The sequence below is a fragment of the Microbacterium forte genome (genome assembly GCF_031885415.1).
Lineage (GTDB): Bacteria > Actinomycetota > Actinomycetes > Actinomycetales > Microbacteriaceae > Microbacterium > Microbacterium forte.
In genome coordinates this window covers 2,237,639-2,260,831 of the sequence record NZ_CP116871.1, presented here as the reverse complement: position 1 = coordinate 2,260,831, position 23,193 = coordinate 2,237,639, and the positions used below count along the sequence as shown (strand labels likewise).

The 23,193-nt window shown below is 68.8% G+C and carries 20 protein-coding genes; 11 read left to right on the top strand and 9 right to left on the bottom strand.

What is annotated here, in order from left to right; translation table 11 throughout:
- Positions 1–168: 168 nt before the first annotated feature.
- The 4 genes from OB895_RS10825 to OB895_RS10810 form a co-directional block, all read right to left on the bottom strand.
- A complete protein-coding gene (locus OB895_RS10825) occupies positions 169–1,185 on the bottom strand; it encodes an ABC transporter ATP-binding protein (RefSeq protein WP_311877539.1) in 1,017 nt (338 codons plus the stop codon).
- A 41-nt stretch (positions 1,186–1,226) separates the two neighbouring features.
- Complete coding sequence (locus OB895_RS10820; protein ID WP_311877538.1) at positions 1,227–2,300, bottom strand: extracellular solute-binding protein; 1,074 nt, start codon at positions 2,298–2,300, stop codon at positions 1,227–1,229.
- A gap of 515 nt (positions 2,301–2,815) precedes the next feature.
- Entirely contained in the window at positions 2,816–4,522 is a 1,707-nt protein-coding gene (locus tag OB895_RS10815) for a dipeptide ABC transporter ATP-binding protein (RefSeq protein WP_311877537.1), read from the bottom strand.
- 123 nt (positions 4,523–4,645) lie between these two features.
- Positions 4,646–5,554: a LysR family transcriptional regulator gene (locus tag OB895_RS10810; RefSeq protein ID WP_042540702.1), complete on the bottom strand. Its 909-nt coding sequence runs from the start codon at positions 5,552–5,554 to the stop codon at positions 4,646–4,648.
- Between the two features lie 133 nt (positions 5,555–5,687).
- Between OB895_RS10810 and OB895_RS10805 the strand changes: the two genes are divergently transcribed.
- On the top strand, positions 5,688–7,001 hold the full coding sequence (locus OB895_RS10805; RefSeq protein WP_311877535.1) for a glucarate dehydratase family protein: 1,314 nt from the start codon (positions 5,688–5,690) through the stop codon (positions 6,999–7,001).
- Positions 6,998–8,005: a 2-hydroxyacid dehydrogenase gene (locus tag OB895_RS10800; RefSeq protein ID WP_311877533.1), complete on the top strand. Its 1,008-nt coding sequence runs from the start codon at positions 6,998–7,000 to the stop codon at positions 8,003–8,005. Before OB895_RS10805 ends, OB895_RS10800 begins: the two co-directional genes overlap by 4 nt.
- Before the next feature lie 62 nt (positions 8,006–8,067).
- Here OB895_RS10800 and OB895_RS10795 read toward each other — a convergent pair whose 3' ends face one another.
- The 4 genes from OB895_RS10795 to OB895_RS10780 are packed head-to-tail and all read right to left on the bottom strand — an operon-like array spanning position 8,068 to position 12,355.
- On the bottom strand, positions 8,068–8,793 hold the full coding sequence (locus OB895_RS10795; protein WP_311877532.1) for a sulfite exporter TauE/SafE family protein: 726 nt from the start codon (positions 8,791–8,793) through the stop codon (positions 8,068–8,070).
- A gap of 7 nt (positions 8,794–8,800) precedes the next feature.
- Positions 8,801–9,769, bottom strand: a complete 969-nt coding sequence (locus tag OB895_RS10790) for an ABC transporter permease (RefSeq protein ID WP_311877529.1) — start codon at positions 9,767–9,769, stop codon at positions 8,801–8,803.
- Positions 9,762–10,751, bottom strand: a complete 990-nt coding sequence (locus OB895_RS10785) for an ABC transporter permease (protein ID WP_082041104.1) — start codon at positions 10,749–10,751, stop codon at positions 9,762–9,764. The genes OB895_RS10790 and OB895_RS10785 overlap by 8 nt, the downstream gene beginning before the upstream one ends.
- A 35-nt stretch (positions 10,752–10,786) precedes the next feature.
- Positions 10,787–12,355 carry an ABC transporter substrate-binding protein gene (locus OB895_RS10780; protein ID WP_311877524.1) on the bottom strand — a complete coding sequence of 523 codons (1,569 nt, stop codon included), beginning with the start codon at positions 12,353–12,355 and terminating at the stop codon, positions 10,787–10,789.
- Between the two features lie 260 nt (positions 12,356–12,615).
- Here OB895_RS10780 and OB895_RS10775 point away from each other — a divergent pair, with 260 nt between their 5' ends.
- From OB895_RS10775 to OB895_RS10760, 4 genes are all read left to right on the top strand, one after another.
- The gene (locus OB895_RS10775) at positions 12,616–13,593 is read left to right on the top strand and encodes a 2-hydroxyacid dehydrogenase (protein WP_311877522.1); all 978 of its coding nucleotides are present in this window, start codon (positions 12,616–12,618) and stop codon (positions 13,591–13,593) included.
- Between the two features lie 116 nt (positions 13,594–13,709).
- Positions 13,710–14,645: a 5-dehydro-4-deoxyglucarate dehydratase gene (locus tag OB895_RS10770; protein WP_311877519.1), complete on the top strand. Its 936-nt coding sequence runs from the start codon at positions 13,710–13,712 to the stop codon at positions 14,643–14,645.
- Positions 14,646–14,693: 48 nt separating this feature from the next.
- A complete protein-coding gene (locus OB895_RS10765; RefSeq protein WP_311877517.1) occupies positions 14,694–16,280 on the top strand; it encodes an aldehyde dehydrogenase (NADP(+)) in 1,587 nt (528 codons plus the stop codon).
- Positions 16,277–17,599, top strand: coding sequence for an enolase C-terminal domain-like protein (locus tag OB895_RS10760; protein ID WP_311877515.1), 1,323 nt, complete (start codon positions 16,277–16,279; stop codon positions 17,597–17,599). The genes OB895_RS10765 and OB895_RS10760 overlap by 4 nt, the downstream gene beginning before the upstream one ends.
- 141 nt (positions 17,600–17,740) lie before the next feature.
- Here OB895_RS10760 and OB895_RS10755 read toward each other — a convergent pair whose 3' ends face one another.
- Positions 17,741–19,243: a SulP family inorganic anion transporter gene (locus OB895_RS10755; protein ID WP_042540710.1), complete on the bottom strand. Its 1,503-nt coding sequence runs from the start codon at positions 19,241–19,243 to the stop codon at positions 17,741–17,743.
- A 249-nt stretch (positions 19,244–19,492) separates the two neighbouring features.
- On the opposite strand from OB895_RS10755, the gene OB895_RS10750 reads away from it, so the two are divergent.
- The 5 genes from OB895_RS10750 (at position 19,493) to panB (ending at position 23,155) form a co-directional block, all read left to right on the top strand.
- On the top strand, positions 19,493–19,963 hold the full coding sequence (locus OB895_RS10750; protein WP_311877512.1) for a hypothetical protein: 471 nt from the start codon (positions 19,493–19,495) through the stop codon (positions 19,961–19,963).
- Positions 19,964–20,203: 240 nt separating this feature from the next.
- On the top strand, positions 20,204–20,995 hold the full coding sequence (locus OB895_RS10745) for a DUF2520 domain-containing protein (RefSeq protein WP_311877511.1): 792 nt from the start codon (positions 20,204–20,206) through the stop codon (positions 20,993–20,995).
- On the top strand, positions 20,992–21,903 hold the full coding sequence (panC, locus tag OB895_RS10740; protein ID WP_311877510.1) for a pantoate--beta-alanine ligase: 912 nt from the start codon (positions 20,992–20,994) through the stop codon (positions 21,901–21,903). Before OB895_RS10745 ends, panC begins: the two co-directional genes overlap by 4 nt.
- Positions 21,903–22,289 (top strand): aspartate 1-decarboxylase, encoded by a 387-nt coding sequence (panD, locus tag OB895_RS10735; RefSeq protein ID WP_079112033.1) that lies wholly within the window; start codon positions 21,903–21,905, stop codon positions 22,287–22,289. The genes panC and panD overlap by 1 nt, the downstream gene beginning before the upstream one ends.
- Positions 22,286–23,155: a 3-methyl-2-oxobutanoate hydroxymethyltransferase gene (gene panB, locus OB895_RS10730; RefSeq protein ID WP_311877508.1), complete on the top strand. Its 870-nt coding sequence runs from the start codon at positions 22,286–22,288 to the stop codon at positions 23,153–23,155. Before panD ends, panB begins: the two co-directional genes overlap by 4 nt.
- Positions 23,156–23,193: the final 38 nt, after the last annotated feature.

The following is a 23,193-nucleotide window of genomic DNA, read 5'->3' as shown; positions in this document are numbered from 1 at the left end:
TTCACGCTGCCGGGCTTTCCTCTTTTACGGGGCCGCGGTCCCGGCGTCTGACCCTCGACGACCGCGTGGGTCGTCAAGGAGCCGGCTTCTCCGGTCACGGCCGCTGACGGCGGGACCGCGGGGTCTGTGGGGTTCGGGGAGTTCTGCGAGTTCTGGGGAGTCGACATGTCACGCCGCCGGGTACTGCAGGATCCAGCGGGGGTCGACGTCGACGCGCACCGCGTCGCCCGGGTTCCACTGGCGGGCGCTCGCCGCGGCGGGAACGCTGACGCGCAGCGCGGCATCCTCGGCCGTCACCGTGTAGACGCTGTGGCTGCCGTGGTACGTGCGGTCGACGATGGTGCCATCGAGGGAGGCGGATGCCGCGGAGACCTCGTGGGCCTCGGCGAGGTGTAGCTTCTCGGGCCGCACATAGCTCTCTGCCGTGGCATCCAGTCCGCCGCCGAGGCTCGTGATCTGCGCCGGGCTGAGACGGTTGTTCTCGCCGATGAACCGGCAGACGAACGGCGTCGCGCTGCGGTCGTAGATCTCCTCGGGAGTGCCGACCTGCTGCAGCGTGCCGGCGTCGAGCACGGCGATGCGGTCGCTGAGGGTGAGCGCCTCTTCTTGATCGTGGGTGACGTAGACCGTGGTCACGCCGACCTCGCGCTGCAGCTCTTTCAGCTGCTCACGCAGCTGCACGCGCAGCTTCGCGTCGAGGTTCGACAGCGGCTCATCGAGCAGCAGGATGCTGGGGGTCAGCGCGAGCGCGCGGGCGATCGCCACGCGCTGCTGCTGCCCGCCTGAGAGCTCCGACACGTTCTTCTCGAGCTGCGACTGCGCGAGCCCGGTGCGGTCGGCGATCTCGTCGACGCGGCGGCGCTGGTCGGCCTTCGACGTCTTCTGGACAGAGAGGCCGAACGCGATGTTCTCGCGCACGTTCATGCTCGGGAACAGCGCGTAGTTCTGGAACACCATGCCCACGCCTCGCTTCTCGCTCGGCACGCGCGTGACATCGCGCCCGCCGATCAGGATGCGCCCGCCGGTCGGCTCGACGAATCCGGCGAGTGTGCGGAGGGCCGTGGTCTTGCCGCATCCGGACGGACCCAGGAGGGTGAAGAACTCACCCTCCTGGATCTCCAGATCGAGGTGCGAGACCGCATGGTGATCGCCGAACGCGACCTCGACATCTTCGAAACGGATCATGCTGTCTTTCCGGCTAGGTGGTGAAGAGGGGTTCGGTTCGATCAGCCGATGTACTCGAGCGTGACCTTCTCGACCCACGCTCCGAGGTTCTCGCTCACGAAGCCGAAGTCGATGTCCTGACGGTCGAGGGTGCCCATGAGCTCGACGACCTCGGGGTTGGCCTGCTCGACCGCGCCCTCGTTGACGGGCATCGAGTTGAACTCGGCGGCGAACTCGCCCTGCACCTCGGCACTGCCGAACCAGTCGATGAACTCCTGCGCCTTGGCCTCGTTGCCGGTTCCGTTGATCTGCGCGATCTGCTCGGTGACGTACGGCACGCCGTAGTCGGGAACGATCATGCCGGTCTTGGTGCCGTACTCCTCGTCACGGGCGGCGATGCCGCTCGAGGGGAGCACGCCGTAGTCGATCTCGTCACGCGTGATGCGGGCATAGAGGTCGGTGCCCTCGACCGCGGGCGAGCCGTTGGCGTAGTACGCCTCGACGAGCTCCCAGCCCTCGTCGCTGACGCCCAGGTCGCCGTCCTCATCGAGGTGACGGGACAGGATGCTGGCGAGCACGAGCTGCGGGGTGGCCTGGCCCAGTGCCGGGTTGACCTCGTAGCGGCCGGCGTACTCCTCGGTCCAGAGGTCCTCCTCCTCGGAGGGGGCGTCGGTGGTCGTGTTCTCGTCGTAGACCGTGACGATGGCCTGCTCGACGAGCGGCCAGAAGGCGCCGTCGGCCGGGTCGCCCGCGTCGGCGGGAACCTCTCCGCTCCACTCGGGCTCGTAGGCGGTGATCGCCTCTTCGGCCTTGAGCTGTTCGAAGAACATGTTGTTCAGACCGAACACCACATCGCCGACCGGGTTGTTCTTCTCGGCGATGATGCGGTTGGTGAGGTCGGCGCCGCCGAGGCCCACGATCTCGATGTCGATGCCGGCATCTGCTGCCTTCTCGGTGATCCACTCACCGCGGCCGTCGCTGTTCGAGTTGGTGTAGACGATGAGGGTCGCATCCGACCCGCCGTCGCTCGAGCCGCCGTCGGTCTCGGTGCTGCCGCCTGCGCAGCCGGTCAGGGTCACGGCCGCCACCGCAGCGATTCCCAGGAGAGACCAGCGCTTCTTTCGGATGTCGACCATGGTCGCCTTTCTCGTCATCGAGGTATGTCTGATCCGACTTTACCCCGGAGTTGTGGTTTATGTACAACGATCTGTCTGTTTCTTAGCCGCGTTCGCGCGACCGCACTCAAGATAGGCGGCGGAAGTGAACGCAGGGGGAGTGCGAAGTGAACGTTGCGCCGTGCGTTGGGGGCGTGTCGTCTCGCTCGGCTTCGCCGTGCTCGCTCAACGACCGGGGGCGGTATGCCGTTCGTTGAGCGAAGACGACGAAGTCGACTGAGACGAAACGTGGTGGGCCGGTGTGGGAGCGTTTCGTCTCGCTCGGCTCCGCCGTGCTCGCTCAACGACCGGGGATGCCGTTCGATGGGGGGCGTTTCGTCTCGCTCGGCTTCGCCGTGCTCGCTCAACGACCGGGGCGGTATGCCGTTCGTTGAGCGAAGACGACGAAGTCGACTGAGACGAAACGTGGTGGGCCGGTGCGGGGGCGTTTCGTCTCGCTCGGCTTCGCCGTGCTCGCTCAACGACCGCGGCTGGCGTCAGGCGGAGAACGCGGGCACGGCCTCGATCAGCATCCGGGTGTACTCCTCCTGCGGAGCCGTGAAGATCTGCGTCGCGTCACCGCACTCGACGAGCTTTCCGTTCTTGAGAACGGCGACGCGGTCGGCCGTCTCGGCGACGACTCCGAGGTCGTGCGTGATGAAGAGGTAGGTCAGCTCGCGCTCGCGCTGCAGCTCGTCGAGCAGGGCGAGGATCTGCGCCTGCACCGACACGTCGAGCGCCGAGACCGCCTCATCGAGCACGAGGAACTCGGGGTCGAGCGCGAGGGCGCGGGCGATCGCCACGCGCTGTCGCTGGCCGCCGGAGAGCTCGTCGGGGAAGCGGCCGAGCATCCCGTCGGGGAGAGCGACCTGCTCCGACAGCTCGAGAGCGCGCTTCGATCGTGACTGTCGATCGCCCTCGCCGAACGACAGCAGCGGCTCGGTGATGAGCTGCTCGATCGTCATGCGCGGGTTCAGCGAGTCGAACGGGCTCTGGTAGACCATCTGGAACCGCCGCCGCAGCTGACGCAGCTTCTCGCCCTTGAGGTGCGTGATGTCCTCGCCGGCGAAGGAGATCGATCCCGACGTCGGCTCCTCGAGGCGCAGCACGAGTCGCGCGAGCGTGCTCTTGCCCGATCCGGATTCGCCCACGACGGCGAGCGTCTCGCCGCGGCGCACCTCGAGTGAGACGGCGTCGACGGCCGTGAGTGTGCGGCGGTCGCCTGCGCCCTTGGGCAGCGGGAAGATCTTGGTCAGCTCGGTCACCCGCACGATCGGCTCGCCGCCGAACTCGATGCGGGCCGTGGTCGATGCGGTCCGCCGCTCGTGCGCGCTCAACCGGGGCGCTGCGGCGATGAGCTTGCGCGTGTACTCGTGCGTCGGAGCGTTCATCACCTGCTCTGCGGGCCCCGAGTCGACGATCTCGCCCTGCTTCATGACGATGACCCGGTCGGCCCGTTCGGCCGCCATCCCCAGATCGTGGGTGATGAGCAGGATCGCCGTTCCGAGTTCTCGGGTCAGGTTCGCGAGATGGTCGAGGATCTGCTTCTGCACCGTCACATCGAGCGCGCTCGTGGGCTCATCGGCGATGATCAGGCTCGGCTGCGCGGCCAGTGCTCCCGCGATCAGCGCGCGCTGCTTCATGCCACCCGAGAACTGATGCGGGTACTGCTTCGCCCGCTCGGCCGGATACGTCAGCCCCGCCATCTCGAGCAGTTCGATCGCGCGATCGTGGGCGTCGTGCTTCGTCGCGAGTCCGTGCACGAGCAGCGGCTCCGCCACCTGCACGCCCACGCGCCGCACGGGATTGAGAGACAGTGCCGGATCCTGCGGCACCAGCCCGATCAGGCGTCCGCGGATGCTGCGCCAGCGGCGCTCGCTCAGTGGGATGAGGTCTTCGCCCTCGAACTCGATGCGCCCGCTCACCACTTCGGCGTTCGGAGCGAGAAGATTCATGATCGACTGCGCGACGGTGCTCTTGCCCGAGCCCGACTCGCCCACGATCGCGACCACCTCGCCGCGACCCACGCTCAGGTCGACGCCCCGCACCGCATCGACCTCTCGGTCGCCGATCCGGTAGGCGACGCGCAGGTCTTCGACACGCAGGATGTCGTCACGCGCGGCGCGTTGCCCGCTGGGCGTCGGGTTCACGGACTCGCCGAGTCGAGCGGACTCATCGGCGGTCGCGGCGACGTCGTTCGGCATGCGTCCTCCTCATCGAGCACGGGTCGTGCCATCAGCACTGATCATCTTCCGTTCACGCTAGGCGTGCGGATTCATCCTGATCAAGCCCTACATCGGCATTGGGCTATGCGCTCGCTGCATCGATCACGCGGAGTCATCCACCTCGTCGACCAGGCTCAGCAGTCGTTCGACGAGCGGATTGTGAGACTCCGCGTTCCACGCGATGTCGAGTTCGACGCTGTTCACCCGCGACGACGGATCGGCGTCGCTGATCGGCAGCAGCGTCACCGAGTCGGGGGAGATCCGCTCGGCCGACTCCGGCACCAGCGTGAACCCGATGCCGGCGCTCACCATCGCGAGCAGCGCGGGCACCTGCCCGGCGTACTGCACGATGTGCGGATGCACCCCGCTCGCCACGAACATCGACAGCAGCAGGTCGTGGAAGTACCGTGCGCCGCTCGGCGAGTACATGAGCAGCGACTCGTCTTTGAGGTCGATGAGCTTCAGCGGCTCGCCGCGCTGCGCGAGGGCCGAATCGCTCGGAAGAGCCACCGACAGGCGCTCGCGGTAGACCGCGCGACTGCTGATCTGCGGTCGGGCGAGCAGCGGCCGCATCAGGCCGATGTCGACCGTGCCCTTCTCGAGCTCCTCCACCTGGTCGAGGGAGACGAGCTCGCGCAGCAGCAGCGTGACGCCGGGCAGTTCGGCTGACGCGCGGCGCAGCAGATCGGGCACGACCGCCTGGCCCGCCATCGCCGTGTATGCGATAGTGACGGTGCCGGCCGCGCCCTCGCCGACGGAGCGCACATCCGAGACGGCCTTCGCCGCGAGGTCGAGGAGGCGGCGCGCGTTGGGAAGCAGCGCGCGCCCGGCCTGGGTCAGCGCCACGCGACGACTGGTGCGGTCGAACAGCCTGGTCGAGAGCTCGCGCTCCAGCTGCTGGATCTGACGACTGAGTGGCGGCTGGGTCATCTTCAGCCGTGTCGCCGCCGCCCCGAAGTGCAGTTCTTCGGCCACGGCGATGAAGCATTCGAGCTGTACCAGCGAGATCATCGATCCACTCCCGACATCAATCAGTGCGACTTTTGGTTTGTCTGCGCATCTGTCCCCACCATAGTGTCGGAGAAACTCGATGACGCGGAATCCGCTGATGCGGAGTCCCCGGAGTCTCACCAACGGAGGCGTGATGTCCGAAGAGCTCCTGCTGTCTGTCCCTGCTGCCACGCGGCTGGCCGAGAACGCGGTGCGGTCCGTCCGCATCACGCCCGTGGCCTTCCACGACCCGCCCTTGCTCAACACCGTCGGCGTGCATGAGCCCCTGGCGCTGCGCGCCATCGTTCAGGTGACCACCGAGTCGGGGGTCGTTGGGCTCGGCGAGACCTATGGCGACAGCGCGCACCTGCAGCGGCTGAGGGTCGCCGCCGACGCGGTGCTGGGATGCGACGTGTTCGCGACCAATGATCTGCGCGCGCGGGTCGAACGCAGCGTGGCCGGCGACGGCATCCGTGGTGGGCATGGCATGTCGGGCATGGTCACGGGCACCAGCACGGGCGACCGGGTGCTCTCGCCGTTCGATGTCGCCACCGTCGACATCCGCGGAAAGCTGCTCGGGGTGCCGGCCAGCGAGCTGCTGGGCGGGCGCGTGCGCGATGCCGTGCCGTTCAGCGGCTACCTCTTCTACAAGTGGGCGGGTCATCCGGGAGGGTCCGTCGACGAGTGGGGCGAAGCCCTCACGCCCGAGGGGATCGTCGCGCAGGCGCGGCGCATCGTCGACGCCTACGGCTTCACCGCGCTCAAGCTCAAGGCCGGGGTCTTCGCGCCCGACGACGAGATCGCGGCGATCCTGGCGCTGCGCGAGGAGTTTCCCGATCACCCGCTGCGCATCGATCCGAACGGCGCCTGGACCGTCCAGACCTCGCTGCGGGTCGCCGACGCGCTGAAGGACGTGCTCGAGTACCTCGAAGACCCCACCCCGGGCCTTGCGGGCATGGCCGAGGTGCGCCGCCACACGGATCTGCCGCTCGCGACCAACATGTGCGTGGTGGCGTTCTCGCACATTCCCGAGGCGGTGCGCCTCGGCGCGATCGACATCGTGCTCTCCGACCACCACTTCTGGGGTGGCCTCGAGCGTTCACGCCTGCTCGCCGGGTTCGCCGAGACTCTCGGGTGGGGGCTCTCGATGCACTCGAACTCGCACCTCGGCATCAGCCTCGCCGCGATGACCCACCTGGCCGCGGCCACTCCCGGCGTCGGATACGCATGCGACACGCACTGGCCGTGGAAGCGCGAGGACGAGGACGTCATCGCGCCGGGCGCACTGAGCTTCGTCGACGGGTCGCTGGCGGTGCCGACCGCACCGGGCCTCGGCGTCGACCTCGACCCCGAGGCGCTGGCGCGGCTGCATCGGCAGTACCTCGACGGCGGCATCCGCGAGCGCGACGACACCGGCTACATGCAGCGGGTCGACCCCGGATACGTGCTGGAAAGTCCCCGCTGGTGAGCGCGGCGAGCCGTCCGTTGCGCATCGCGGTCACCGACGCGATCATGTCGGCGTTCGCCGACGATCTGCGCCGCACCGAGCGGCCGCACGAGTGGGTGTTCGCGGATCCTGGCGTGCCTGGCTCCGCGCGCGCCGCGATCGACGGTGCCGACGTGGTGATCTGCTCGCGGCTCACGACCGACGACATGGCCGGTGCCGATCACGTGCGGCTCGTGCACGCGACGGGTGCCGGAGTCGACCGGATCGATGCCGAAGCCGTGCCCGATGGTGTGCCGCTGTGCAACACCGGTCATCACGGCCCCGCGATCGCCGAGCACGTGATCATGACGGCGCTCATGCTGCGCCGTCGAGCGCTCGAGGCCGACGCCGAGATGCGCCGGGGAGAGTGGCGCACGATCGCCACCGTGCCGGGTTCTCCTCCGGCGGGCGTGCCGTACAACCGATCGCTCGCCGGCAGCACCCTGGGGCTCATCGGCTATGGCGAGATCGGCCGCTCCGTCGCCCACCTCGCGAAGGCGTTCGGAATGCGCGTGGTCGCCCTGCGCCGGCATCCGGACGCGGGCGGACCCGGCAGCGAGCTGCTCGACCGCGTGTACGGCGACGAGCAGCTGCATCCGATGCTGCGCGAGAGCGATGTGGTCGTGGTCACCGCACCCCTCACCGAGAGCACGCGCGGGATGATCGATGCCGACGCGCTCGTGCAGCTGCACGCCGACGCACTGATCGTCAACGTCGCCCGTGGCGCGCTCATCGACGAGGACGCCCTGTACGCAGCCCTCGCCGAGGGGCGCATCGGAGGGGCGGCGATCGACGTGTGGTGGGATGCACCGCAGGGCACCGAGGCGCCTCCTGTCGTGCAGAGGTTCGCCGCGCTCGACCGGGTGGTGCTGACCCCGCACCACTCGGGTCACGCCAGCGAGGTCTTCACCGCGCGCGCCGCCGACATCGCCCGCAACATCGACCTGCTCGACGCCGGTCTTCCCCTCGAGCGTCAGGTGCGCTGAGCAGGAGGACCGAGGCTCGCTGAGCAGGAGGACCGACGGTCGCTGAGCGCCTCGGCATCCGGTCAGAACATCTCGACCAGGCGGGTGACGATCAGCGTCACGGCGCCCAGAGCGGACGCCCCGAGGGCGATCGCGCGCGTGCGCCGCCGATTGAGGAACCTGTTCACGAACCGCGACAGCACCACGCCGCCCACGGCGAACGGCGCCATCCAGGCGGCGGTGGCGAGCGCATGCGCGGGGACCGCGCCCCACAGGAACAGGGCCACGAGCGACAGCGACGACCCGACGAGGAAGAACGCCGACATCGTGCCGCGCAACCGCGGCCCCTCTGACCCCTGCCAGATGATCGCCATCGGTGTGCCGCCCACAGACGTCGTCGTTCCCATGAGGCCCGACAGCGCCCCCGCCACCGCCTGGGTCGTCCTGGTCACCCGCGGGTGCCAGCCGCGCAGCGACATGACGACGCCCAGCAGCACGACGCCGGCGACCGCCCATGACAGCGCGGTCGTCGACATGACGGCGACGAGCCCCGCTCCGACGACGGTTCCCGGCACGCGGCCTGCCAGCGCCCAGCCGGCGCCTCGCAGGTCGAGCGCTGCGCGATCCATCACCACCACGATCAGCGTCACGACCATCGCCAGCATGATCACGAGCACCGGCAGCAGCGTGGCGTCTATGAGGGCGATGAATGGGGCAGCCAGCATGCCCATGCCGAATCCGATCGAGCCCTGCATGCAGGCGGCGGCGAGGATCACCGCACCCAGCAGCGTGAACTCGAGGACCGTCACCAGGGGCTCAGCTGCGCGCGGCGATCGAGCCGATCACACGACGACGCTTCTTGCTCTGCAGGCGCCAGCGCTGGCCAGGGTCCGTCGCAAGACGCAGCCACGCGGCCAGCACGTTGGCGCAGACCGTGGTGATCACGATCGCAAGACCCGGGAGCACCGACTGCCACCACGCCTCGGCGAGGTACTGGCGCCCCTGCGAGACCATGAGGCCCCAACTGACGTCGGGCGGCTGGATGCCGATGCCGAGGAAGCTCAGCGACGACTCGGCCAGCATCACGTAGCAGAACTCGAGCGTGGCGAGCGTGACGAGAGTCGGCAGCACGTTCGGGACGATGTGCCGGAAGACGATGGCGCGGTTCGTGGCTCCGAAGTTCGTCGCGGCATCGACGAACATCCGGGAGCGCAGCTCGGCGGCATCCGCTCGCGCGGTGCGCAGGTAGAGAGGGATGCGTGTGATCGCGAGCACGAGCACGATGTTCGCCGCGCTCGGGTTGAAGACGTAGAGGATAACGACGGCGAGCAGCAGCGAGGGGAAGCTCATGATGACGTCGGCGATGCGCATCGACACCGACTCGCGCCATCCGCGGTGGAATCCGGCCCACATGCCCCAGATCGATCCGACGATCGCGGAGACGACCACGGCCGCGGCGGCGACACCCAGGGTGGTGCCTGCCGCGGTGATGATGCGGGCGAGCAGGCTGCGTCCCAGCGAGTCACTGCCGAGTGCGTACTCCCAGCCGAGCTGGAAGCTGAACGGCGGCATGTTGCGCGCCCCGAGATCCTGCCGCTGCGCGATCTCGCCGAACAGCGGGGGACCGACGATCGCGGTGAGCACGATGAACGCGAGGATGATGGCGGCGGATGCGGCGACCTTGTCCTTCCACAGCAGCTGCCAGAGGTTGGCGCGGCCGGACGACCGTGCTCCGCGCGCCTTCTGAGTGAGGACGGTGACTGTCGATGCGTTGTTGTCAGACATTCGTCAGCACCTCTGCCTTCGTGTCGGAGAGCGCCCCCGGGCCGCGACGACGGGCGCGAGAGCCGGACGTCGGCCTGACTCGCGGGTCGAGCAGTGCATAACCGAGGTCGATGATGATGTTCAAAGCGAAGATCGCCAGTGCTGTGATCAGCACCGCGGCCTGCAGCACCGCGAAGTCGCGCTGCAGGATCGAGTCGATCATGAGCTTGCCGATGCCGGGCCAGCCGAAGATCGACTCGACGACCACGGCGCCGTTGATGAGGCCGACGGTCAGGTCGCCTGCCACGGTGAGGGCGGGGGCTGCGGCGTTGCGCAGCGCATGCTTCGAGACGATGTGCATCTGCCCTGCACCGCGGCTGCGGGCGACCTGGATGTAGGGCTGACCCAGCACCGTCACCATCGACCCGCGCACGACCTGGGCGAGCACTCCGACCGGACGCAGCATGAGCGTCGCGACCGGGAGGATCCAGACGAGCGCTCCGTCGGTGCCGGAGGTCGGCAGCCAGCCCAGCGTGATCGCGAAGATCCAGATGCCGAGGATGGCCACCCAGAAGTCGGGCACGCTCGCCGCCGTCATCGAGAAGAAGCTCACGATGCGGTCGGCGATGCCGTTCGGCTTCAGCGACGCCCAGCTGCCGAGCGCCACGGCGATGACGATCGCCAGGACCATCGTGACCGCGGCGAGCTGCAGGGTGGCGGGGAAGGCGCGCAGCGCCATCTCGGCTGCGGGTTCACCGGTGCGCAGCGACTGACCGAAGTCGAGCTGCAGGACGCCGAGGAAGTAGTCGCCCATCTGCTTCCACAGCGGCTGGTCGAAGCCGTTGCGGGCCGCGAAGTCCTCGCGCATCTGATCGGTCGCGTTCAGCGGCAGGTACAGCTGCGACGGATCGCCGGTGAGGCGGGCGAGCACGAAGACACCCAGGACGACTGCGATCAGCGGCAGCGCGCTCTGCAGGATTCGTTTTCTCAGGTAGGTCCACATGGTCGCCCGCCTCTCACTCTCACTCTCGCTCGCGGTCAGCCCGCGAGCGAGACCTCCTTGATGCGCAGCTCGTCGCCGGTCGACGAGTTGGGCTCGTAGGTCACCCGGTCGGCGAGACCGAGCATGACCGTCTGGTGCGCGATCGGGGCCAGGGCCACCACGTTCTCGCGCTCGTAGGCGAACACCTCTTCGTATGCGGCCTGGCGCTCGTCGCCGGTGAGGGTCCGCGCGGTGGTGATGAGCTCGTCCAGGGCCGGGTCGCCGAACTCGGCCTGTGCGCCGCCCGTGAGCATGTACTGCTCGACCGTGAACTGCGCGTCACCTGCCTGGTTGCCGTGCTGGATGAGCATCGAGATCGGACCCTCGTTCGTGACGAACGGACTCAGCTGGTACTGCAGGTGCTGAGTGGTGTCGACCATGCGCAGCTCGACGTTCAGCCCTGCGGCCGCCAGCTGCTCGCGCAGCACCTCGCCGAGTTCGCTGACCTTCGGGAACTGCGCGGTGCGCACAGGCATGAGGATCTTCGTGTCGACTGCGACGCCGTCGGCCGCAGCCTCCTCGACCAGGGCCTTCGCCTTCTCGGGGTCGTACTCCCACGGCTCGAGGTCGGCGTTGAATCCGACGATGCCCTCGGGGATCAGCTGCGCGGCCACCTTGTCGCCATCGGGGTAGAGCGACGAGACGATGCCCTCGCGATCGATGGCGTAGTTGATCGCCTGACGGATGCGGATGTCGTCGAGCGGAGCCGTCTGGCCCGAGAAGCGCAGGGCGATCGTCTCGTTGTTCGGGTAGCTCACGCCCAGGTCTCCGATGCCGTCCTCGGCACTGAGGCCGAGGGCGATGTCGGCTTCGCCGCTGGTGATCATCGCGGCACGGACGGTGCCCTCGGAGCGCCACTGGTACTCGACGTCGGCGAACTGCGGGGCGTCGCCCCAGTAGTCGTCGTTGCGCTCGAGCGTCAGCTTCGTGCCGGCCTGCCACTCGCCGATCGCGTAGGGACCGGTGCCGACCGGCTCGCGCACGAACTCCGTGTTCGAGGTCTCGGGCGAGACGATCTCGATGAACGACAGCTTCAGGGGGAGGATCGGGTCGGGGCTCGGGGTGGTGACCGTGAGCGTGGTGGCGTCGGTCGCCTCGACCTCGAGGTCGTCGTCGCCGAAGATGTAGCCCTCGACGTTGCAGCCGAGGTCGCCGTTCACGGCGCGATCGATGGAGTAGGCGGCTGCCTCGGCATCGAACGGCGTGCCGTCCTGGAAGGTGACGTCATCGCGGACGGTGAACGTCCACTCCGTGTCGCCGGTCTGCTCCCACTCGGTGGCCAGCAGCGGTTCGAGCTCGCCCGTCGAGGGGTTGCGCTCGACCAGCGGCTCGGTGACCGTGCTGCGCACGACGACGCCGGTGGAGGTGAGGTTGGCGTCGCACGCCTCGAGGGTCGGGGGCTCCTGCGTGAGCACGACACGGAGGGTGTCGCCCGTGCCGCCCTCGCCGCCGCCTTCCGACTCCGAGTTGGCGACGGAGCACGAAGCCAGCAGTGCGATCGATGCGATTCCGGCAGTGACCGCGGCTGCCCGGGTGCCTCTGCGTCGGGGGGAAGAAAGCTTCATCGGGTTCCTCCAGGTAGGGGACGGCCGCGGCCCTCGTTGGCTGTCGGCCCGTTGTGAATGTCGCAGACCGCCTCCCGAGCGTCAACAGGTGCGAAGGCCGCACCGGCGGCCGCTGCCGAGGGCCGGTGCCGTGCGGCATCCGTCGGCCGAGTCGCGATCCGCGAGATTACGCCGGTCTCACCCCATAGATGCTTGCGGCGCATCAATCCATGCAACTTCGCTTATGGAACTGCATCGTTGGCCGGACGTAGTCTCGCGCCATGACCAACTCTCCCGAAACCTCCGCTCCGTTCGCTCCCGGCTCCGTCGCTCAGGCGGGGCCGCTGCTCGATTCTCTCGAGCGGACGCTGCAGGACGAGTACTCCGTGGTGCGCCTGCCCGACGACCTCGTAGCCCTCGACCCGACGGATGCCGCGAAGGTGCGCGCCGTCGTCACGAGCGGTCGCAACGGCGTTCCCTCCGAGCTGATGGCCGCCCTCCCGAACCTCGAGATCGTGACCAACTTCGGCGTCGGATACGACACGACGGATGTCGCCCAGGCGGTCGCCCGCGGCATCCGGGTGACCCACACGCCCGACGTGCTCACCGACTGCGTCGCCGACACGGCGCTCGGGCTCATGCTCGATGTCTTCCGCCGGTTCGGCGCCTCCGAGCGGTTCCTGCGCGACGGCGCGTGGGAGTCGGGAGGGTTTCCGCTCACGCGTCGTTTCTCGGGCAGCACGGTCGGCGTGCTCGGCCTCGGCCGCATCGGGCAGGCGATCGCCAGACGCGCCGCCGCCTTCGACACGACGATCCTGTACACGACCCGACGTCCTGTCGAGGGCGTGCCGTGGGAGCACGTGGCATCGGCCGTCGACCTCGCGCGCCGATCGGACGTCGTGGTCATCGCGGTTCCCGGTGGGGCGGCGACCGAGAACCTCGTGGATGCCGAGGTGATCGACGCGCTTGGACCCGACGCCTTCCTGGTGAACATCGCACGCGGCTCGGTCGTCGATGAGGATGCACTGATCGCCGCTCTCGAGGACGGTCGGATCGCGGGAGCCGGCCTCGACGTGTTCGCGCATGAGCCGTACGTGCCCACGCGGCTCATCCGCGATGACGTCACGCTGCTGCCCCACGTCGGCAGCGGCACGCACGAGACCAGGATCGACATGCGAGACCTCACACTCGCGAACCTGCGGGCCCACCTCGACGGTCGGCCGCTGCCGACACCGGTGGCGGAGATGTCGGCACTCTGATGCAGACGGCGCATTGATCCATCCACCATTTGGTTTGTAGGCGCATCGTTTCACGCATAGCGTGACGATTGTTCAGATCCGAGCCGGATACCGGCGCGACACCCCAGGAGTGCACCGTGGCACGATTCACGCCCACCGAGCTGGCCGACCACCTTCGCGAAGGTCTTCTCTCGTTCCCCGCGACGGCGTTCACGCCGGAGCTCGAATTCGACGAGAAGCGCTACCGCGAGCACGTGGAATGGCAGGCGAGCTTCGGGGTGGCTGGTCTCTTCGCCGCCGGTGGCACCGGCGAGGGGTTCAGTCTCGATGCGGCCGAGTCCGCAGCAGTCGTCCGCGCGGCCGTGCAGTCGTCGCGACCCGAGGTTCCGGTGCTCGCCTCGGCCGGCGGCTGGACCCGGCACGCGATCGCGAACGCCCGGGCGGCCGAGGAGGCCGGCGCGGAGGGGATCCTCGTGCTGCCCCCCTACCTCACCGAGTGCGACCAGGCGGGTCTCGTCGAGCACGTCTCGGCGATCGCCGCGGCGACGAAGCTCGCGATCATCGTCTACAACCGCGGCAACGCCATCTACTCGGCCGAGACGATGGCGATCCTCGCCGAACGGCACGAGAACGTCGTGGGGTTCAAGGACGCCACGGGCGACATCGAGCACCTGGCATCGGTCTACGTGCGCAACGGCGAGCGCCTGTTCTACCTGGGCGGTCTGCCCACCGCAGAGACCTACGCGCTGCCGCTGCTGCAGATGGGCATGAGCACGTACTCGTCGGCGATGTTCAACTTCGTCCCCGAGTTCGCGCTCGAGTTCTACCGCGATGTGCGCGCTCAGGACCGGGCCGCGGTGACCGAGAAGCTGGGGCGCTTCGTGCTGCCGTACATCGCGATCCGCAATCGAGGGAAGGGATTCGGCGTCTCGATCGTCAAGGCGGGTCTCCGTCTGACCGGACACGGCGTCGGCCCCGTGCGCCCGCCGCTGCACGACCTGTCGGCGCAGGACGACGCCGATCTGGCGCAGCTTCTCGAGCGCGCCGGCCTGCTCGCCGCCGTTCCAGTCTGACCTCGCCGATCCTCTCGGCACCACCGCCGTCGACTCAAGGAGTGTGACATGACCACCGCCATCCTCACCGGGCATTCGTCGATCGCCGGACGTTCGGTGCCCGGCACCGGCACCGCGCTGTACGCCATCGCCCCGGCCACCGACGAGCAGCTCGAACCCCCCTACTCGCAGATCGACGTCGAGCAGCTCCGCGCGGCGACCGCCGCCGCGGCCGAGGCCTTCACGTCGTTCTCCCGACTCGCCCCCGAGGCTCACGCGGCGTTCCTCGAATCGATCGCCGACGAGATCGACGCGATCGGCGACACGCTGATCGCGCGGGCGATGCAGGAGACCGGGTTGCCGCAGGCGCGACTCCTCGGTGAGCGTGCTCGGACCACCGGGCAGCTGCGGCTGTTCGCCGACGTCGTGCGTGCCGGAGAGCACCGCGGCGTGCGGATCGACCCGGCGCAGCCGGACCGCACACCTCTTCCGCGTGTCGACATCCGCCAGCGCAAGATCGCGCTCGGGCCGGTGGCCGTGTTCGGGGCATCGAACTTCCCGCTCGCGTTCTCGACTGCCGGGGGAGACACCGCATCCGCGTTGGCCGCCGGGTGCCCGGTCGTGTTCAAGGCGCACAGCTCGCATCCCGGCACGAGCGAGCTCGTCGCATCGGCGATCGCACGCGCCATCGACGCGCACGGACTGCACCCCGGAGTGTTCTCGCACATCTTCGGTCCCGGACGCAGCGTCGGGCAGGCGCTCGTCGCCGACCCCGACATCCACGCCGTCGGGTTCACCGGATCACGCGAGGGCGGTCTCGCGCTCGTGCGCACGGCACAGGCGCGGCCGGTGCCGATTCCCGTCTACGCCGAGATGAGCTCGGTCAACCCGGTGTTCATCCTGCCGGGGGCCCTGCACGGCGACGTCGAGGCGCTCGCCGCGGGGTACGTGCAGAGTGCGACGGGGTCGAGCGGGCAGCTGTGCACGCAGCCCGGTGTCGTCTTCGTCCCTCGTGGCGCCGAGGGCGAGGCGTTCCTGCGGGCCGTGTCGGAATCCCTGCGTGCGGCCACAGGGCAGACCATGCTCTCGCCGAGCATCGCGCACGCGTGGCGCGACGGCGTCGCGACCAGAGACGAGAACGCCGAGGTGCTCGCGCGGGGAACCGACGGCGAGGGGCCGCACGCTCCGGCGCCGGTGATCCACGCCGCCGAGCTCTCGTCGTTCGAAGAGAATCCCGTGCTGAACGAGGAGATCTTCGGGGCCGCGTCCCTGGTGGTGCGCTACGGCGACGCCGCCGAGCTGGTGGAGGCCGCCTCACGGCTCGAGGGTCAGCTGACCGCCACGCTGCAGCTGAGCGCCGACGATCACGAACTCGCCGCCGCGCTCCTTCCGGTGCTCGAGCGCAAAGTCGGGCGCATCCTCGCGAACGGATGGCCCACCGGGGTCGAGGTCGGGCACGCGATGGTGCACGGGGGCCCGTTCCCCGCCACCAGCGACTCGCGCACGACGAGCGTCGGAAGCCTCGCGATCGAGCGCTTCCTGCGCCCGGTGGCGTATCAGAACATCCCCGACGGGCTGCTGCCCGAGGTGCTGCGCGACGCCAACCCCTGGCACGTGTCGCGTCTCGTCGACGGGCGGCGCGAGGTGTCGGCATGACCTCCGTGCCCACGATCGAGAGGATCGAGGTCGTCCCGGTCGCCGGCCACGACTCGATGCTGCTGAACCTCTCGGGCGCGCACGGGCCGTTCTTCACACGCAACATCGTCATCGCGACGGACTCGGACGGACGGGAGGGGCTCGGCGAGGTCCCCGGCGGCGAGTCGATCCGCGGCACCATCGCCGAGGCCGCGGAGTTCCTCGCGGGCCAGCCGGTCGGCCGATACCGCTCGCTGCTGCGGGCGATCGCGACCCGCTTCGCCGACCGCGACGCGGGCGGTCGAGGGCAGCAGACGTTCGATCTGCGCACGACCGTGCACGCCGTCACCGGCATCGAGTCGGCGCTCCTCGATCTGCACGCCCAGCACCTCGGCGTGCCGGTCGCGGAGCTTCTCGGCGACGGCCAGCAGCGCGACAGTGTGCCGATGCTGGGGTATCTGTTCTTCATCGGCGATGCTGACCGCACCGACCTCCCCTATCTGCGCGAGAGCGGCGACGGGTGGGAGAGCGTGCGGCGCGAAGAGGCCATGACGGCCGATGGCATCGTGCGCCTGGCCGAAGCCGCGCAGATCCGCTACGGGTTCTCGGACTTCAAGCTCAAAGGCGGCGTGCTCGACGGCGAGGTCGAGGCCGACGTCGTCACCGCGCTCGCCGAACGGTTTCCCGAAGCGCGCATCACGCTCGACCCGAACGGCGGGTGGCTGCTCGAGGATGCGGTGCGCATCGGCCGCCGCCTGGCCGATGTGCTCGCCTACGCCGAGGATCCGTGCGGCGCGGAAGGCCGATTCTCGGGTCGAGAAGTGATGGCGGAGTTCCGTCGGCGCACCGGTCTGCGAACAGCGACGAACATGATCGCGACGGACTGGCGAGAGATGGCGCATGCGATCCGCTCCGACGCCGTCGACATCCCGCTCGCGGATCCGCATTTCTGGACCATGGCCGGTTCCGTGCGGGTGGCGCAGCTGTGCCACGACTTCGACCTGACATGGGGGTCGCACTCGAACAACCACTTCGACATCTCGCTGGCGATGTTCACACAGGTCGGCGCAGCGGCGCCCGGCGAGATCACCGCACTCGACACGCATTGGATCTGGCAGGACGGCCAGCAGCTGACGGTCGATGCGCCCGAGATCAGAGACGGGGCGGTGCGGGTGCCCGACCGCCCGGGGCTCGGCGTGACGATCGACCGCGCTCGGCTCGCCGAGGCGCATGAGCTGTATGTCGAACACGGGCTGGGAGCCAGGGACGACGCCATCGGCATGCAGTACCTCGTGCCTGGCTGGGAGTTCGACAGCAAGCGGCCCTCTCTGGTGCGCTGAACGGGCGCCTGTCGTTCGTTGAGCGAAGACGACGTAGTCGCCTGAGACGAAACGTGGTGGCCCGACGGACCCGGCGAGGTGCGTTTCGTCTCGCGCGGCTCCGCCGTGCTCGCTCAACGACCGGGGATGCTCGGCGCGGGACTACTCGAACCCGCCGGTGAGCCTTCCCCGCATCCGCTGGCTGCTGTCGTTCATCCCGATGATCTCGACCGTCTTGCCGAGCGCGGTGTACTTCGTCTCGATCGCATCCAGAGCTGCGACCGTCGAGGCGTCCCAGATGTGCGATCCGGTGAGGTCGATGACGACGCGGTCGGGATCCTCCGGGTACGAGAACAGGGTCGTCAGGTCGTTGCTCGAGGCGAAGAACAGCTCGCCGGTCACCGTGTAGGTGACGGCGTCGCCGGCATCCGACAGGGTCCGGCTCACCGACACGAAATGCGCGACCCTCCGCACGAACAGCACCGACGCGACCAGCACTCCGCCGACGACGCCGACCGCGAGGTTGTGGGTGATGAGCACGAGCACGACGGTCGCCACCATCACGAACGTCTCGCTCTTCGGCATCCGCTTGAGGGTCGACGGCTTGACGCTGTGCCAGTCGAACGCTCCGATGGCGACCATGATCATCACGGCGACGAGGGCGGCCATGGGGATCGTGCTCACGAAGTCGCCGAAGACGACGACCAGCAGGAACAGGAAGATGCCGGCGCAGAACGTCGAGATGCGGGTGCGGGCGCCCGAGGCCTTGACGCCGATCATGGTCTGGCCGATGACGGCGCATCCGCCCATGCCTCCGAAGGTTCCGGAGAGGATGTTCGCCACGCCCTGAGCCCACGACTCCCGCGTCTTGTTCGAGTGGGTGTCGGTGATCTCGTCGACGAGCTTGGCGGTGAGCAGCGACTCCATGAGTCCGACCAGCGCCACCCCGAGCGCGAACGGCGCGATGATCGTGAACGTCTCCCACGTCAGCGGCACGTTCGGGATGAACAGCTCGGGCAGACTCTTGGGCAGCTCGCCCTGATCGCCGACCGTCGGCACCGTGATCGCGAACGCCATCACCACAGCGGTCACGATGATCACCGACACGAGCGGCGCCGGCACGATCGTGGTGATCTTCGGCATCACGATCATCACGACGATTCCCAGCGCGACCAGCGGGTAGACCAGCCACGGCGCATCGATCAGCTGCGGGAACTGCGAGCTGAACACGAAGATCGCCAGCGCGTTCACGAACCCGACCATGACGCTGCGGGGGATGAAGCGCATCAGCTTCGCGACACCCAGCACCCCGAGGATGACCTGGAAGATGCCGGCGAGGATCACCGTCGCGATGAAGTAGTCCATCCCGTACGTCGGCGCGACCGGGGCGATCACGAGCGCGACGGCTCCGGTCGCCGCGGTCACCATCGCCGGACGCCCACCGAGGAAGGCGATCGACACCGCCATGATGAACGACGAGAACAGTCCCACCTTCGGGTCGACGCCCGCGATCACCGAGAACGCGATCGCTTCGGGAATCAGCGCGAGACCCACGACCAGACCCGCGAGCACCTCACGCGTCAGCATCCTCGGACTCTTCAGCGCTTCGAGAACCGTCGGGTTCGCCCGATAGCGGGCACGATCGTCGACCGCAGTTGCAGACATGGGGATGCTCCAGAGAAGGTGCCCGGGGGTGGGGCAGAACAGTTAAGGGTACGGCGGATGCGGGGGCCTGCCGTTCCCCGGGTCGTTGAGCGACGTCCCCGGTCGTTGAGTGACGTCCCCCGGTCGTTGAGCGAAGTCCCCGGTCGTTGAGCGAAGACGACGAAGTCGACTGAGACGAAACGCGGCGAGGGCCCGTCATCGAGCTGAGCCCCCCTGTCCGGTGTCGGCGGCCGCGGATAGAGTGCGGTCATGGAACCCGTGCCGACCGACTTCTGGGGCGTCGTCGTGCCCTCGTGGCTCGGCGCCGTGGCATCCATCGCGGCGTCGACCGTCGCTGTCATCGCATTCATCAACAGCCTGTCCGCGAAGGGCGGGGTGCGCGAGATCGGGGAGGCGCTCAACCGCGAGCCGACGGCACAGCCGGGTGGCCGCAGCCTCCGGGCGTCGTCGGTTGCCGAGCCGGAGCCGTGGATGTTCCGCAGCGATGGACGGGTCGGGAGCTTCCGCAACACGAGCGGGGAGGTTCTGACCGTGTCAGGCATCACGGCGACGGCCGGCATCGAGGTGACGTTGAGCGAGCAGCTTCCGCTCGACGTGCCGCCGACAGCGTCGTTCGAGGTGCTTCTGGTTCGGACTCTGGGAGGTCCAGCGGTGCGCGGCGTCACGATCGAGTGGGTCCGCGAAGACGGTGGACTGGTCTCGCGCACGTACTACCTGTAACTCGGGACTGCGGCGTCGCAGCGTTCGGGGCGTCTCGTCTCGGGCGGCTTCGCCGGCCTCGCTCGACGACCGGGCGGAAGTTGAGCCGAATCAATAAGCACGGCTCGCAGCGCGATAGTTGATGATTTCTGCAACCCATACACGCGAAACGGTGTGCACATCGCTCTCAGATTTTGCGCGCACCCCGTCTCGGGCGGATACTCATCCCATCCGCGCCGCACGTCTCGGCCGGGAATCGACATGCACAGAACCCCTGCTCTCGCCCCTGACACGACCATCGCCATCGTCGGCGCCGGCCGTCTCGGCGGCGTACTCGCACGGGCGTTGCGCGCGGCGGGCCTTGTCGTCCGGGGGCCTCTGCGCCGGGAGGACTCGATGCCGGATGCCGACATCGCGCTGCTCTGCGTCCCGGACTCCGCCATCGCACCGGTGGCCTTCGCCGCCCGCCCCCACGCGCGGCTGGTGGCGCACGTCTCCGGTGCGACGCCGCTCACCGACGTCGACTTCAGCCTCCACCCGCTCCAGACCTTCACCGGCAAGGAGACGAGCGAGGTCTTCCGCGGCATCGGCGTCGCCGTCGATGGGCGCACGCCCGAGGCGCTCGAGGCGGCTGAAGCGCTCGCGCGGGTGATCGGTGCGAACCCCTTCCACGTCGACGACGCCCACCGCGGGGAGTATCACGCCGCCGCATCCTTCGCCTCGAACTTCGTGCTGACCGTGCTCGATGCCGCTGAACACCTCGCGAAGGATGCAGGCATCGACCGCGCCTACCTCGCACCACTCGTGCGACAGACGGTCGACAACTGGGCGGCGCGCGGCGCGGCATCCTCGCTCACGGGGCCGATCGCCCGCGGTGACGAGGCCACCGTGGCGCGGCAGCGCGCAGCATCCGGCGACTACCGAGACCTCTTCGACGCGCTCGCCACCGCCACCCGCGCGGTCGCCGGACGCGCGCCACATGCGACCGCCCACACGACCGCCGATCACGCGGCCACCCAACAGACCGCCGTCACCGAGGAGCCACAGGCATGAGAATCCTCCGCACGATCGCCGAGGTGCGAGCCGCGGTTCGCGACGCCAAGGCAGCGGGCCGCTCGGTCGGACTCGTGCCGACGATGGGCGCGTTCCACGAGGGGCACCTCTCGCTCATGCGGGCGGCGCGAACGGAGAACGACCTCGTCGTCGTCTCGCTGTTCGTCAATCCGACCCAGTTCGCCGCGAACGAAGACCTCAGCACCTACCCGCGCGACGAGGCCCACGACGCCTCGCTCGCCGAGGCCGAAGGCGTCGACATCCTGTTCGCACCGCATAGGGCCGAGATCTACCCCGATGGGTTCGCCACGAACATCCACGTCGCGGGCATCACCGAGGTGCTCGACGGAGCGAGCCGCGGACCCCACCACTTCGACGGCGTCGCCACCGTCGTCACCAAGCTGTTCGGCATCGTCCAGCCCGACGTCGCCTATTTCGGTCAGAAGGATGCGCAGCAGGTGCTGGTCGTGCGCCGGGTCGTGCGCGACCTCGACCTCGACGTGCGCGTCGTGGCGTGCCCGATCGTGCGCGAAGCAGACGGGCTCGCGATGAGCTCGCGCAACGTCTACCTCGACGCGGATGCTCGCGCCCAGGCGACCGCGCTCAACCGCGCCCTCGATGCCGCCGACGCGGCGCACCGATCGGGGGAGCGCGACGGCGACAGCATCCTCTCCTCCGCCCACGCTGTGCTCTCGGCGGCCGGAATCGACGCCGAATACCTGGAACTCCGGGATGCCGAGACCCTGCGGCCGGTGGCGGTGCTCGACCGCGACGCGCTGCTGCTCGTCGCCGCGCGCGTCGGCGCTGCCCGGCTGATCGACAACCACCTGCTGACTCTCACATCGACCACCGAGACCAGCACGACCACCGAGACCAGCACGAACACCGACGGAAAGGGAGATGCCTGATGCGACGCACCATGCTGAAGTCGAAGATCCACCGCGCCACCGTCACGGGCAGTGACCTCCACTACGTCGGCTCGATCACCGTCGACCCCGACCTGCTCGAGGCCGCTGACATCCTGCCGCACGAGCAGGTGCACGTCGTCGACGTCGACAACGGCTCGCGCTTCGAGACCTACACGCTGGTCGGCGAACGTGGGTCCGGCGTCATCCAGGTCAACGGTGCCGCCGCCCGCCTCGTGCACTCCGGCGACACGATCATCGTCATCTCCTATGCCGACTACTCGCCCGAAGACCTCGCCGACTACGAACCTGTCGTCGTGCACGTGGATCGGTCGAACGCCATCGTCCGCGTCGACGACGCCGTCGGTGAACTGGTGGCGACCCGATGAGCGCTCACGCCGCCCCGACCAAGCGCCTCACCCTGCGCGATCTCGACGTGAAGAAGCATGCCCGCGAACCCATCGTCATGGTCACCGCGTACGACTTTCCGAGCGCGCAGATCGTCGAGGATGCCGGCGTCGACATGGTGCTCGTCGGCGACTCGGCCGCGATGACGGTGCTCGGCTATGACAGCACGGTGCCCGTCACGACCGACGAGATGCTGATGCTCACGAAGGCGGTGCGGCGAGGACTCACCACGCCGCTGCTCGTCGGCGATCTCCCCTTCGGGTCGTACGAGGCGTCGGACGAGATCGCCATCGCGACCGCGCAGCGCTTCGTCAAAGAGGCGGGAGTCGACCTCGTCAAGATCGAACGCGGCGGCGCCACGGTCGATCGTGCCCGCGCGCTCGTGAATGCCGGAATCCCCGTCGTCGGGCACGTCGGACTGACGCCGCAGACAGCCACGTCGCTCGGCGGGTACCGTGCGCAGGGACGCACCGCCGACGCCGCACTCACCGTGATCGACGATGCCCTCGCCCTGCAGGACGCCGGAGTCTCACTGATCGTCATCGAAGCGGTGCCGTCGGAGGTCACCGCGGTGCTCGCGCCCCTGCTGCGCATTCCGCTGATCGGCATCGGAGCCGGAACGGATGCCGACGGCCAGGTGCTCGTCTTCCACGACCTGCTGGGGATCTATGCCGGCGGGGCCGCCAAGTTCGTCAAGCGCTATGCCGATGTGCGGTCTGTGTCTGTGGCCGGAGTCGCGGCGTACGCGAGCGAGGTGCGCGAGGGCGTGTACCCGGGGCCCGAGCACGGATACGGGATGGCCGAGGGCGAGGCCGAACGGCTGCGGGAGTTGCTCGCGGGGCGGTAGGCATCCGGCATCCGGTGCTGCGCGTGCGTCGCATCCGC

Excerpts from the sequence above, each read along its gene's own strand:
- OB895_RS10825 (WP_311877539.1), bottom strand. The coding sequence starts at position 1,185 with ATGATCCGTTTCGAAGATGTCGAGGTCGCGTTCGGCGATCACCATGCG.
- OB895_RS10820 (WP_311877538.1), bottom strand. The coding sequence starts at position 2,300 with ATGGTCGACATCCGAAAGAAGCGCTGGTCTCTCCTGGGAATCGCTGCG.
- OB895_RS10815 (WP_311877537.1), bottom strand. The coding sequence starts at position 4,522 with ATGCCGAACGACGTCGCCGCGACCGCCGATGAGTCCGCTCGACTCGGC.
- OB895_RS10810 (WP_042540702.1), bottom strand. The coding sequence starts at position 5,554 with ATGATCTCGCTGGTACAGCTCGAATGCTTCATCGCCGTGGCCGAAGAA.
- OB895_RS10805 (WP_311877535.1), top strand. The coding sequence starts at position 5,688 with ATGTCCGAAGAGCTCCTGCTGTCTGTCCCTGCTGCCACGCGGCTGGCC.
- OB895_RS10790 (WP_311877529.1), bottom strand. The coding sequence starts at position 9,769 with ATGTCTGACAACAACGCATCGACAGTCACCGTCCTCACTCAGAAGGCG.
- OB895_RS10785 (WP_082041104.1), bottom strand. The coding sequence starts at position 10,751 with ATGTGGACCTACCTGAGAAAACGAATCCTGCAGAGCGCGCTGCCGCTG.
- OB895_RS10780 (WP_311877524.1), bottom strand. The coding sequence starts at position 12,355 with ATGAAGCTTTCTTCCCCCCGACGCAGAGGCACCCGGGCAGCCGCGGTC.
- OB895_RS10775 (WP_311877522.1), top strand. The coding sequence starts at position 12,616 with ATGACCAACTCTCCCGAAACCTCCGCTCCGTTCGCTCCCGGCTCCGTC.
- OB895_RS10765 (WP_311877517.1), top strand. The coding sequence starts at position 14,694 with ATGACCACCGCCATCCTCACCGGGCATTCGTCGATCGCCGGACGTTCG.
- OB895_RS10760 (WP_311877515.1), top strand. The coding sequence starts at position 16,277 with ATGACCTCCGTGCCCACGATCGAGAGGATCGAGGTCGTCCCGGTCGCC.
- OB895_RS10755 (WP_042540710.1), bottom strand. The coding sequence starts at position 19,243 with ATGTCTGCAACTGCGGTCGACGATCGTGCCCGCTATCGGGCGAACCCG.
- OB895_RS10750 (WP_311877512.1), top strand. The coding sequence starts at position 19,493 with ATGGAACCCGTGCCGACCGACTTCTGGGGCGTCGTCGTGCCCTCGTGG.
- OB895_RS10745 (WP_311877511.1), top strand. The coding sequence starts at position 20,204 with ATGCACAGAACCCCTGCTCTCGCCCCTGACACGACCATCGCCATCGTC.
- panC (WP_311877510.1), top strand. The coding sequence starts at position 20,992 with ATGAGAATCCTCCGCACGATCGCCGAGGTGCGAGCCGCGGTTCGCGAC.
- panD (WP_079112033.1), top strand. The coding sequence starts at position 21,903 with ATGCGACGCACCATGCTGAAGTCGAAGATCCACCGCGCCACCGTCACG.
- panB (WP_311877508.1), top strand. The coding sequence starts at position 22,286 with ATGAGCGCTCACGCCGCCCCGACCAAGCGCCTCACCCTGCGCGATCTC.